We start from the raw sequence: 11,929 nt of genomic DNA, 5'->3' as shown, positions 1-11,929 counted from the left end.
TGATTACTCTGCTTTTGTTAGTACAGCGTAGTAAAAACCATCCATCGACTCTTCACCTGGCAGAATTTGACGACCAGGTTTCGCTGGATCGCTGCCAATTAATGTCGCATCTGACGTTCGTGCTAAAAACGCTTTTACCTGATCGCAGTTTTCTTGTGGCGTAATAGAGCATGTCGCGTAAACCAACGTACCGCCCGGTTTTAATTGCAGCCACATTGCGTCAAAGATCTCTGCTTGAAGTGTTGCCAGTGCCGCAATATCTTCGCCACGACGTAGCCACTTAATATCTGGGTGACGACGAATAACCCCCGTCGCTGAACATGGCGCATCTAGCAAAATACGATCAAATTTGTCACCTTGCCACCATTGTTCTGGGTAACGGGCATCAGCGCATAATACGGTTGCATCCAGGTTCAAACGTGCCAAGTTTTCGTGTACACGTTTAAGGCGATTTTCATCACAGTCAATCGCAACCACTTTGGTTGATGGTACATGTTCAATGATGTGGGCTGTTTTACCACCAGGAGCTGCGCAGCAATCAAGAATTAACTCACCCGCTTTAGGCTGTAAATAATCCACCGCTAACTGAGCTGCAGCGTCTTGTACCGAGACCCAGCCATCACTAAAGCCAGGAAGCTGAGTGACATCGCATGGCGAAACTAAACGTAGCGCATCTGCAGCCTGTGGGTGTAACTCGGTTGCAATGTCCTCGGCATCTAATAAAGCGCGGTAGGCATCGCGAGTATTGTGTTGGCGATTAACACGTAGCCACATCGGTGCTTTGGTGTTATTCGCTTCACAGATATCAGCAAATTGCTCGGGATAGCTTTCTTTTAATAACTTTAATAGCCAGCTTGGATGACCATATTTACCCGCATCATGGCTGATAGCTTGCGCATCTAAGGTTTCTTGTTGACGCTGATAATTACGTAAAATAGCGTTAATAAGCCCGCGAAGTTGTGGCTTTTTAAGTGTTTTCGTTGCATTTACTGTTTCAGCTACTGCGGCATGTGCTGGAATTCGCATGTACCCGAGTTGATATAAGCCCACTAAAATTAAGTGGTGGAATACGCGTTGCTTACCTTTTAACGGCTTATCCATTAACGCTTGAGTAATAGATTCTAAGCGAGGAAGCCAGCGAAGTACGCCATAGCAGATCTCTTGCAATAAAGCGTGGTCACGCTCTCTGATATCTTGTTGCGCAGCAGGAAGCGCGGCGGTTAATGACTGCCCTTGATCGACGACCTGATAAATAACTTTGGCCGCTGTGGCTCTTACATTCATAGCTGTTTCCTGAACTCGCCGTTAGTGCTGGCGATAACAATGTGGAACTTAAAAAGAAAAGCCAGTGACTACACACTGGCCTTGATATTTATAGCTGAGCGCCAGATTCAAACCATTCTCGACGAGAATTAAGCAAATCTGCTGCTGTCATCGCTTTCTTACCTGGCGGTTGCAGCGATAATAAGCGCAATGCGCCATTACCTGTCGCAACTAAGATACCTTGCTTATCAGCAGATAAAATTGTACCCGGTGCTTTACCTTGATTGTCAGCTTCAACAGCCGCTTGCCAAACTTTGATGTTTTGCTCTGCAACGGTGAAGTAACTCATTGGCCACGGGTTAAACGCACGAACGCAGCGCTCAATCGCAGCGGCATCCATTGTCCAATCAATTAACGCTTCTTCTTTGCTCAGCTTCTTGGCGTAGTTTGCTTGCTCATCGTCCTGCTTAACGGCTACGGCTGTGCCATTAGCAATATCAGATAAGCAATCAATTAAGGCATCAGGGCCAAGATCGGCTAATTTTTCGTACATGGTAGCGCTAGTATCTGATGCTTCAATTGGCAAGGTTGCCACTTTTAGCATATCACCCGTATCAAGGCCGATATCCATCTGCATGATAGTTACGCCAGTTTCTGTATCTCCCGCCCAAATAGAGCGTTGGATCGGCGCTGCACCACGCCAACGTGGAAGAATAGAACCGTGTACATTAATACAACCTAAACGTGGCGTATCTAATACTTCTTGCGGTAATAATAAGCCGTATGCCACCACAACCATGATATCTGCGTCAATGGCAGCTAATTCTTGTTGTGCTTCTTCATTGCGTAATGAAGCTGGTTGATAAACCGGAATATCATGTTCAAGCGCGATATTTTTAACTGGGCTTGCCGTTAGTTTTTTACCACGACCCGCTGGGCGATCAGGTTGAGTGTAAACAGCAACAACTTGGTGCTGTGAAGACAACAACGCCGCCAAATGACGGGCGGCGAAGTCAGGAGTACCTGCAAAAACGATGCGTAATGGTTTGCTCAAGGTAACCTCTAAATAATTAGTTTTTTGCGTTATGGCGTTTAATTTTTTCTAGTTTCTGTTTAATGCGCTGACGTTTTAAAGGTGATAAATAGTCAACAAATAGCTTGCCAGCTAAGTGATCTAATTCATGTTGTACACAAATCGCCAATAAGCCATCAGCTTTGAAGCTGTATTCTTTACCGTCACGATCCAGCGCAGTAACACTTACGCCTGCTGCGCGTGGTACAAAACCTCGCGCGGTAGGAACCGATAAACAGCCTTCTTCAATACCATCTTCACCGTGCTCTTCAGTAATTTCAGGGTTCACTAGTACCATAGGTTGGTTACGTTCTTCTGATACGTCAATCACTACAATACGTTGGTGAATATCAACTTGGGTTGCCGCAAGACCAATGCCTTCTTCGTCGTACATGGTCTCCAACATATCATCGATAATTGTTTGGATTTCAGGTGTTATCGCTTCGACTGGTTTAGCTACAGTTCGTAGGCGTTCATCAGGAAAGGTTAGAACGTGTAATACAGACATAAGGACTCGAATTCGTTAACGGAAACTAAAAAATAAAACGCTGTTGGTCTAATTCTAGTCATTTTAAAGATCAAATAACAGTACCGAATTTTTTGTCATAGGTGAAAGACAAAGAATGAAAAAGCGTCCGTCAGTATTTTATTGGCAAAGTGATTAGTGTTAGCCGTAAGCAAACTTGACGCTATTGAGTTGCAACAGTTATCTATAAATAGTGACGTGAACCGAAAAGCGCTTTTTGCTCATCGTTAAACAGTCGACATATCAATAGGCTAATGCCAGTCTGAGACGATAAACGTATTTTATTTGTTGTAAGGCGGAGCCTTACGATTCGGTTGTGTTATCCAAGGAAGCGATCTCATGAAGCAATTGGGCATTATTCTTAGCTTTATGCTTTTTATCCCCTCTCTGTTTGCTGCGCCATCTCCACTACTTAAAAAAGATATACCAGAAGTCTACATCGTTAAGAAAGGTGATACGTTATGGGATATTTCTGGGGTATTTCTCGAAAATCCATGGTCATGGCCACAATTGTGGGAAAAGAATAGCTACATTAAAAACCCACACCTTATTTACCCAGGTGATCGCCTCCATCTTATCTGGGTTAATGGGCAGCCAAAACTGAGTTTGAAAAAGCATGTAAAACTGTCGCCAAAAGCGCGAGTTATTCGTGATCCTATTACGACCTTACCGGGATACTTAATGTTGGAGTACGTGGCTGAAAATAAATTAATCAGTCAAGAATCAGCCAAAACACAACCGCAAGTGTTAGGCTCAAGCGATGAACGTGGTTACTTGTCTGTCGGTGATATTGTATGGGCAGATCAGCCTTTGGCACCGACAACACAATGGCGTGTTTACCGTATTGAAGAAACGTTTACACGTAATGATTCAGCAACGGAGACAAGCCCTGAAGTTGATGTAAAGGTCATGACATTAAAGGAGATTGCTGATTTAACCGTCACTGCAGCCGATGATAAAACCAGTCAATTACGGGTTGATACCTACCGTCAGGAAATCAATCAAAACGATATTTTATTACCATTATTAGTGAGCGGAGAGCCTAACTTATCGTTTTCACCCTCAACACCGCCAGAGGCAATGACTGCCAATGTGATTGGGCAACTTGAAGGGCGTAGTTACATCTCTAGCTTCGATGTTGTGGTATTAGATCGTGGGCATTTAGATGGTGTGGAATCAGGCTTTGTATTTGATTTATACAAACAAGGCGCCAAAGTTCAAGGTAAAAAAGGCAGTTACCATTACAAAGATAACCCATTAGCAGGCTCTACCCAGTTGGGTGAAGTCTCAGTGGGTAAATTAATGGTGCTTCGTCCTTATGAGCACTTTAGTTTAGCTGTGGTGATGCAAAGCTTAGAACCATTCAAGCCGGGTGTTATTGCTGTTCCACCAACGCGTTAAGATCTCATGAGTGAATCACTCTACCCATGGTTAGTATTAGCGATGACCCCGTATTTAGGTGGTCATCGCATTAATAAACTCTTGCGTCATGTTTCGGCGCAACAATGTGTTGGCTCTTCATTTGATCAGTTGTGTCAGCTAGGTTTGACTCACCAACAAGCCACAGCGATTACTTCCCCCAACCAACAGCGTATCGATCAAGCGTTGCGTTGGCAGCAACATCCGGATCAACATATTTTGACTCTAGATTCTCCTGCTTACCCTTATTTACTGAAACAAATATCATCTCCACCGCCACTGTTATTTGTCCGTGGTGAGGTCGCTTATCTAGCTCAACCACAAGTGGCGATTATTGGTAGTCGCGCCGCTTCCATTGATGGTAGAGAGGCGGCATTTAATTTCGGGTATGCACTAGGGCAAGCGGAGTATGTGGTTACCAGCGGACTTGCTTTAGGAATTGATGGACAAGCTCATCTGGGGGCATTGAAGTCCGGCGGCGCTACCGTTGCGGTGTTAGGCTCTGGTTTAGATCAGATTTATCCTGCTCGCCATCGTCAGTTAGCGAATGAGATTGTAGAGCAAGGGGCATTGGTTTCAGAGTTTTGGCCTGATGAAAAACCTCGTCCACAAAACTTTCCGCGTCGCAATCGAGTGATCAGTGGATTGTCGACAGGCGTATTGGTAGTTGAAGCGGCAGAAAAAAGCGGCTCATTGATTACTGCGCGTTATGCGTTAGAGCAAGGACGAGAAGTGTTTGCCCTTCCAGGCTCTATCTATAATGCGCAAAGTCGAGGCTGTAATGCATTGATAAAATCTGGTGCTAAACTGGTAGAAAGCCCCGCAGATATCTTTAATGAAGTCGGAACCTTAACTGAGTGCGCAATAAATAACCAAATAGGCTTGCCTTTTCCACAACCTGAAAATGAAGAATTGCCATTTCCAGCTCTGTTGGCTAACGTAGGCACCGAAGCAACACCCGTAGATGTAGTTGCTGAACGCTGTGAACAGCCTGTCCATGAAGTATTAACCCAACTTTTAGAGTTGGAATTACTGGGCCTGGTCAGTGCAGTACCTGGTGGTTATGTCAGAACGAGGAGGAGCTAGTCATGATGGACATTCTTATGTACCTGTTTGAAACTTACATCCAAAGTGATGCTGAGTTGATGTTTGATCAAGATGAACTTTCCGAAGAGTTAATTCGTGCTGGGTTCCATCAAGATGATATTTATAAAGCGCTTAATTGGTTAGAACAACTCGCAGCGTTACAAGAAACTGAACATACTCCTTATGTAAATAACTGCGCAGCAACATCAATGCGTGTGTATACCGAGCAAGAGATGATCCGTATGGATGTCACTTGTCGCGGTTTCTTGATGTATCTTGAGCAAATCCATGTGCTAAATGCCGATACCCGTGAAATGGTGATTGATCGGATCATGGAGCTCGATACCAATGAATTTTCATTAGATGATTTGAAGTGGATTATCTTAATGGTGCTGTTTAATGCCCCCGGTAATGAAACAGCGTATAGCCAGATGGAAGAGTTGCTATACGGTGCGGAAGACGGCGCAGTGCATTAAAATTAGCGGGCCTTAAAGTGGCCCGTTATTGTATCTATGCTATTTGTCGCGATAGCGTGTAAAACGCGATATTCCTTTTTAAGCGAGCAGTAATGACAACCAATAACCCACCTTTATTCTCTGCCCATGAGCAGGCGCTATCACATACACCGTGCCCACAATGTGGTGGCGAATTAGTGATGCGATTTGGTAAGCGTGGTCCTTTTCTTGGTTGCGATCATTATCCGAGTTGTGACTATATTCAGCCATTAAATCACAACGATGGACATGTAGTGAAAGAGCTCGATATGCCTTGTCCTGAATGTGAGAGCCCATTGGTATTACGCCAAGGTCGTTATGGGATGTTTATTGGGTGTTCAGCATACCCTGCTTGTCACTATTTAGCCTCAACGGAAAAGAAAGCAGAGAATACCGATGTTGGATGTCCTGAATGTCATAAAGGCCATTTAACTGAGCGTAAATCCCGTTATGGCAAAGTGTTTTACGCCTGTGATCAGTATCCAAGCTGTCGCTTTGCTGTGAATAACAAACCCGTTGTCGGTACGTGCCAACAATGTGGCTTTGGTTTGCTAATTGAAAAGAAATTAGCTAGTGGTGTGAAACTGCAATGTGCAGATAGAAAGTGCCATGCTTATCAAGATCCTGATAGTGTTGATAAAACAGCATAAAAAAAGCCTGCTCAGACGCAGGCTTTTTAAATTGGAGTAAATATTAACGCGGCAGTGCGGGGAAATCCTTCTCATCCAGCAAGCTTGATAACATGATCAAACGATACTGCAATTGCTCTGGTGTATCAGCACACACGTTAATGTGCCCCATTTTACGCCCTGCTCGTTTTTCTTTACCGTACCAGTGTACATGGCAACCTTCTTGGGCATAAACCGCATCAGGAATGCTATCTAAACCTAAGATATTGATCATCGCACTTGGACGAATGAGTTGAGTACTACCAAGAGGAGAATCACATACCGCGCGTAAGTGGTTTTCAAACTGACATGTTTCTGCACCTTGCTGTGTCCAGTGACCTGAGTTATGAACCCGTGGTGCGATTTCGTTTACCAGTAGTTCGCCATCGAGATCGAAAAACTCGATAGCTAACACGCCGACATAATCAAGGCTATTAGCGACGGCACGGAACATGTTATCGGCTTGCGCTTGCAGTGGTGAGTCACCCACAATCGCAGTTGATAAACTTAGTACGCCATCAGTATGGATATTCTCAGTTAAGTTAAATACCTGAATATCACCACTGCGATTACGGGCACCAATCAATGATACTTCGCGTTGAAAAGGAATAAATTGCTCAGCAACAATAGCCTGATTAGGAGAATCAGCAATACATTGCGCCATTTCAGGCCAAATATCATCAATCTGTGCGCTTTCTTTTAAGCGCCACTGTCCTTTACCGTCGTAGCCACCTAATGCACTTTTTAACACCAGCGGTAACCCGATTTTTTCAATTGCAGTAAGAAGATCTGCACGTTCAGTGATTTCATGGTATTTAGCATTGCGCACGCCAGCATTATCTAATAACGCTTTTTCTAGACGACGATCGCCACCGGCTTTGATTGCTTCTGGCGTTGGGAAGAACTTCTCGCTGGCAGCACAAATATCTAAAATATCGTGAGGAATATGTTCAAACTCGGCAGTAATCGCATCAACGTCATTAATCGCTTCAACGAGCGAGTTCGACATTGCTTGTTGGGTAAGAGGATGAACCACTTTATCACTCTCTACATCATAAGCGATCACATTGATGTTAAGAGGAGCGCCAGCCAGTGCCATCATACGGGCAAGTTGGCCAGCACCAAGGACTAGCACATTATTCATTATGCATCCTCTGCTGGATTTGGGTTGCTTAATACCGTTTCTGTTTGCTCTTTGCGGAAAGCATCAATAGCGGCCAGTACTTGCTCATTTTGAGTGCCGATAATTTGTGCGGCCAAGAGACCTGCATTGGCAGCCCCTGCATCACCAATTGCTAAGGTACCAACAGCAATACCTTTCGGCATTTGAACGATAGAAAGCAATGAATCCATTCCTTTTAATGCACGTGATTGCACTGGTACGCCTAATACAGGCACGCTAGTGAAAGCCGCTGTCATCCCCGGTAAGTGAGCTGCACCGCCAGCACCTGCGATGATCACTTTAATGCCACGCTCTTGTGCACTTTCAGCGTATTCGGCTAGTAAATGTGGCGTGCGGTGAGCCGAAACGACCTTTGTCTCATAAGGAACATTGAAACGATCAAGCATCTCAGCCGCATGTTGCATGGTTGGCCAATCAGATTTTGAACCCATGATAATTCCAACTTTCATCTCATTCTCCTTCAGGTCATAACTTAACATCGTGTTGATGGCTGCATTATACGGTGATTTAGCTCAAAGGAAAACGTTTGCGTCATGAATATTGACTGTCTTATAACCGAGCATGGAGTTGTGACTAAGGAGTAGGTAGAATGAAATTGAGAAAGTAAAACAACAATATTTGCTGAACAAATAATGAGGATACTGTGGAGAATTTTGCTCAAGTCGTCGCAGCTTTAAAGCAAGGTGAAGTGATCGGGTACCCAACCGAAGCGGTGTTTGGTGTCGGCTGTGATCCGGATAATCAAGAAGCGGTTGAAAAACTATTAGCGATCAAACAACGCCCAGTGGAAAAGGGCTTAATTTTGATCGCGGCGAATTACGATCAGCTGCTGTCATATATTGATGAAAACCAATTGACCGAACAACAAAAGCAAACCGTGATGGCAACATGGCCAGGGCCTGTGACTTGGGTAATGCCGACTAAGCCTAATATTCCCTCGTTTTTAACGGGGCAATTTACTACGATTGCGGTACGTGTGAGTGATCATCCACTCGTGCAACGCTTATGTTTGGAGTTTGGTAAACCTATTACCTCAACCAGCGCAAATTTAACAGGCCAAGAGCCAGGTCGAACAGCGCAAGAGGTTGAACAACAGTTAGGGCATTGTTTAGCTGCAATCTTGCAAGGTGAAACAGGCGGACGTACCAATCCTTCCGAGATACGTGATGCGCTTAATGGCAATATCTTCCGTCAAGGGTAAGGGATAAAGAGTATGGATAGCCAAGTAGATAAAAATGCAGTTAAAGCCTTTTTGTTGGATTTACAAGATCGTATTTGCCAAGCATTAGAGCAACAAGAAACAACCGTCGTATTTGAACAAGACCAATGGCAGCGTGAAGAAGGTGGCGGTGGTCGTAGTCGTGTATTACGTGATGGCGAAATCTTCGAGCAAGCAGGTGTGAATTTTTCTCATGTTTATGGTGCTGAAATGCCAGCTTCTGCAACAGCACATCGCCCAGAATTAGCAGGTCGTCGTTTTGAAGCGATGGGCGTGTCATTGGTTATTCACCCTCGCAACCCTTATGTGCCAACCTCTCATGCCAATGTTCGCTTCTTTATCGCAGAAAAAGACGGTGAAGCTCCGGTTTGGTGGTTTGGTGGTGGCTTTGATCTTACCCCGTTCTATCCTTTCGAAGAAGATTGCCAACACTGGCATGATACAGCTAAACAGTTGTGTGCGCCGTTTGGTGATGATGTTTATCAACAGCACAAAGCATGGTGTGATAAATACTTCTTCTTACCGCACCGTAATGAAACCCGCGGTATAGGCGGTCTATTCTTTGATGATCTCAATCAATGGGGATTTGATAAGAGTTTTGCTTATATGCAAGCGGTAGGTAATGGCTTTATCAATGCCTACATGCCGATAGTACAACAGCGTTATTATCTACCCTATGGTGAACGTGAACGGGAGTTTCAGTTATACCGTCGTGGACGTTATGTCGAATTTAATTTGGTTTATGATCGTGGCACTTTGTTTGGTTTACAGAGTGGCGGAAGAACGGAATCTATTTTAATGTCGATGCCACCATTAGCACGTTGGGAGTACTGCTATGAACCAGAGCCCAATTCAGCAGAAGCGCGACTGTATCAAGATTATTTAAAACCACGAGAGTGGTAATCAATTATTGAGCTCAGATCACGGAGTGATAGAGCCTTCTTAATATAAAGAGAGAATTCGTATATGGATAAGTACGTCGTATTTGGTAATCCGATCGGACAAAGTAAATCTCCGTTCATTCATACCTTATTTGCCCGTCAAACGAGCCAACAGATGACATATACCAGTCAACTTGTTGCCATTGATGGTTTTGTGCAAGCGGCAGATATGTTTTTTAATGATGGTGGTAAAGGTTGTAACATTACGGTGCCATTTAAAGAGCAAGCTTATCAATATGCGACCAAGCTAACTGAACGTGCTCGCTTGGCTGGTGCCGTAAATACACTTAAGAAATTGGATGACGGCGGTGTATTGGGTGATAACACTGATGGTGAAGGCCTTGTTCAAGATCTGATAAATCAACAGGTCGAATTAAAAGATCAACGCATCTTATTGTTAGGTGCCGGTGGTGCTGCTCGTGGTGTGATTTTGCCATTATTAGCACAGCAACCTAAACAATTGGTTATAGCCAACCGCACAGTAAGCAAAGCAAAACAATTGGCAGAGCTGTTTTCTTCTTACGGTAATGTTATTGCACTAGAGCACGCCGAACTCGAAAACCAAACCTTTGATGTGATCATCAACTCAACGTCAGCCAGCCTATCTGGAGATGTGCCAGCGATATCTCCAACGGTGATTGGTACGAATACCACGTGCTATGACATGGTGTATGGCTCAGCAATAACCTCTTTTAATGGTTGGGCGAAAGAGCATGGCGCAGTAAAGGTGTTAGATGGGTTAGGAATGCTCGTTGGACAAGCTGCTGAAAGCTTTATGTTATGGCGCGGGCTTCGTCCGGGAGCTAAACAAGTACAACGTGAGTTGCGCCGAACTTTACAAGAGTAAAAGTAATGAACCAAGATATTCTATTTTCAGATATTCAATCATGGGATGCTGTTCGACAAGCCGTTAACTTCCCTGCTCAGCAAGGCGGCGCACTGATCATCTGTTGGGTAACCTTAAACTGGCTACAACAGCACAGTGGTAAAGCCTTAAATAACGAAGCTGATATCCTCGCTGAGTTTTCTTCATTGCGTTTTGATCTTGAAGAGTTGGCTGAAGAAATGATTGAAGATGAATGTTTTGACGATAATGGTGATGTCGTTATTGGCTAAGTCACTCAAATAATTATCGAGAAGCCTTATCGTTAGATAAGGCTTCTTTTTATTTACAGCGGAAGTTCTTCGCAAAGGTACTCATTTTTGAGTCGCACATAGTTATCTGCTGATTGTGATAAAAAGGTTTTCTCTTTGTCCGTTAAAGGGCGGGCTTGTTTTGCGGGACTGCCAACATAAAGAAAACCAGATGCTAGGCGTTTATTGGGTGGAACCAAACTGCCTGCGCCAATGATGACATCATCTTCGATAATAGCCCCATCTAAAATAATTGTGCCCATCCCCACTAAAACACGATGACCTATTTGGCAACCATGTAACATCGCTTTATGTCCCACCGTTACATCATCACCAATAATCAGCGGAAAGCCATCAGGGTGATCATCACTGACACGGCTAACGTGTAGCACGCTACCATCTTGAATATTCGTGCGTTTACCGATAGTGATGTAGTTCACATCGCCACGCGCAGCGACTAAAGGCCAAATACTACTGTCATCATCACAGCGAATATCCCCCACTAAAACACAAGATGGATCAACATAGACATTATTTTCCAGTGTTGGATGAATATTTTTATAGCTACGTAATGAGGAAGTCATAGTAATACCTGTATAGGGGACGGATTTTTAACCAAGAGTAACTAAATAGACGCGTGAATTGTAGTCAATCAATAGCACTCTGAGTATTATTTGTTCGAGTGATTAAATATGTCAGAATTATTTCACTTTAGCCCTTGCTAATGTGATCGAACTCTCTATACTACGACCCCACTGAGACAGACAACGGCGCAAGCGGTTACCGAGTTCAGTATTGTTCTTTAACAATTTGACCATGCAATCTGTGTGGGCACTCGTTGAAAAGTTAAGTCGAAAGATTTATCAATGATACTAGTGACCAATACAAATAACTTCGGTTATTTGGCACAGTCAATTCAAATAT

Annotated in this window: 14 protein-coding genes; 8 read left to right on the top strand and 6 right to left on the bottom strand. The window is 44.0% G+C overall.

The window, feature by feature from the left end; translation table 11 throughout:
• Window positions 1-3: 3 nt before the first annotated feature.
• From rsmB to def, 3 genes are all read right to left on the bottom strand, one after another.
• Window positions 4-1,284: a 16S rRNA (cytosine(967)-C(5))-methyltransferase RsmB gene (gene rsmB / locus C9J46_RS16675; RefSeq protein ID WP_107287973.1), complete on the bottom strand. Its 1,281-nt coding sequence runs from the start codon at window positions 1,282-1,284 to the stop codon at window positions 4-6.
• A gap of 88 nt (window positions 1,285-1,372) precedes the next feature.
• The gene (fmt, locus tag C9J46_RS16670) at window positions 1,373-2,317 is read right to left on the bottom strand and encodes a methionyl-tRNA formyltransferase (RefSeq protein WP_107208065.1); all 945 of its coding nucleotides are present in this window, start codon (window positions 2,315-2,317) and stop codon (window positions 1,373-1,375) included.
• A 16-nt stretch (window positions 2,318-2,333) separates the two neighbouring features.
• Window positions 2,334-2,843: a peptide deformylase gene (gene def / locus C9J46_RS16665; RefSeq protein WP_045084609.1), complete on the bottom strand. Its 510-nt coding sequence runs from the start codon at window positions 2,841-2,843 to the stop codon at window positions 2,334-2,336.
• A 357-nt stretch (window positions 2,844-3,200) separates the two neighbouring features.
• On the opposite strand from def, the gene C9J46_RS16660 reads away from it, so the two are divergent.
• The 4 genes from C9J46_RS16660 (at window position 3,201) to C9J46_RS16645 (ending at window position 6,510) form a co-directional block, all read left to right on the top strand.
• Window positions 3,201-4,262, top strand: a complete 1,062-nt coding sequence (locus tag C9J46_RS16660) for a LysM peptidoglycan-binding domain-containing protein (protein ID WP_107291255.1) — start codon at window positions 3,201-3,203, stop codon at window positions 4,260-4,262.
• A 6-nt stretch (window positions 4,263-4,268) separates the two neighbouring features.
• The gene (dprA, locus tag C9J46_RS16655) at window positions 4,269-5,366 is read left to right on the top strand and encodes a DNA-processing protein DprA (RefSeq protein WP_107287972.1); all 1,098 of its coding nucleotides are present in this window, start codon (window positions 4,269-4,271) and stop codon (window positions 5,364-5,366) included.
• 2 nt (window positions 5,367-5,368) lie between these two features.
• A complete protein-coding gene (locus C9J46_RS16650) occupies window positions 5,369-5,842 on the top strand; it encodes a DUF494 family protein (protein ID WP_005372379.1) in 474 nt (157 codons plus the stop codon).
• Between the two features lie 92 nt (window positions 5,843-5,934).
• A complete protein-coding gene (locus tag C9J46_RS16645; RefSeq protein ID WP_107247632.1) occupies window positions 5,935-6,510 on the top strand; it encodes a topoisomerase DNA-binding C4 zinc finger domain-containing protein in 576 nt (191 codons plus the stop codon).
• Between the two features lie 43 nt (window positions 6,511-6,553).
• Here the strand turns inward: C9J46_RS16645 and C9J46_RS16640 are convergent, their stop codons facing one another.
• Both C9J46_RS16640 and purE read right to left on the bottom strand, forming a co-directional pair.
• On the bottom strand, window positions 6,554-7,672 hold the full coding sequence (locus C9J46_RS16640; RefSeq protein WP_107291254.1) for a 5-(carboxyamino)imidazole ribonucleotide synthase: 1,119 nt from the start codon (window positions 7,670-7,672) through the stop codon (window positions 6,554-6,556).
• Window positions 7,672-8,160 carry a 5-(carboxyamino)imidazole ribonucleotide mutase gene (gene purE, locus C9J46_RS16635; protein WP_107247633.1) on the bottom strand — a complete coding sequence of 163 codons (489 nt, stop codon included), beginning with the start codon at window positions 8,158-8,160 and terminating at the stop codon, window positions 7,672-7,674. The genes C9J46_RS16640 and purE overlap by 1 nt, the downstream gene beginning before the upstream one ends.
• A 194-nt stretch (window positions 8,161-8,354) precedes the next feature.
• Between purE and C9J46_RS16630 the strand changes: the two genes are divergently transcribed.
• From C9J46_RS16630 to C9J46_RS16615, 4 genes are all read left to right on the top strand, one after another.
• Window positions 8,355-8,912, top strand: a complete 558-nt coding sequence (locus tag C9J46_RS16630; RefSeq protein ID WP_107247634.1) for an L-threonylcarbamoyladenylate synthase — start codon at window positions 8,355-8,357, stop codon at window positions 8,910-8,912.
• A 12-nt stretch (window positions 8,913-8,924) separates the two neighbouring features.
• A complete protein-coding gene (gene hemF, locus C9J46_RS16625; protein WP_107291253.1) occupies window positions 8,925-9,833 on the top strand; it encodes an oxygen-dependent coproporphyrinogen oxidase in 909 nt (302 codons plus the stop codon).
• A 63-nt stretch (window positions 9,834-9,896) separates the two neighbouring features.
• On the top strand, window positions 9,897-10,718 hold the full coding sequence (gene aroE, locus C9J46_RS16620; RefSeq protein ID WP_107291252.1) for a shikimate dehydrogenase: 822 nt from the start codon (window positions 9,897-9,899) through the stop codon (window positions 10,716-10,718).
• A gap of 5 nt (window positions 10,719-10,723) precedes the next feature.
• Entirely contained in the window at window positions 10,724-10,987 is a 264-nt protein-coding gene (locus tag C9J46_RS16615) for a DUF1488 domain-containing protein (RefSeq protein WP_107247637.1), read from the top strand.
• Between the two features lie 53 nt (window positions 10,988-11,040).
• Here the strand turns inward: C9J46_RS16615 and C9J46_RS16610 are convergent, their stop codons facing one another.
• On the bottom strand, window positions 11,041-11,589 hold the full coding sequence (locus tag C9J46_RS16610) for a gamma carbonic anhydrase family protein (RefSeq protein WP_107247638.1): 549 nt from the start codon (window positions 11,587-11,589) through the stop codon (window positions 11,041-11,043).
• Window positions 11,590-11,929: the final 340 nt, after the last annotated feature.

The sequence above is a fragment of the Photobacterium sp. GB-36 genome, assembly GCF_003026135.1.
GTDB lineage: Bacteria > Pseudomonadota > Gammaproteobacteria > Enterobacterales > Vibrionaceae > Photobacterium.
Note: the sequence above shows the minus strand (reverse complement) of the source record. Positions and strands in the feature narration are given on the sequence as shown.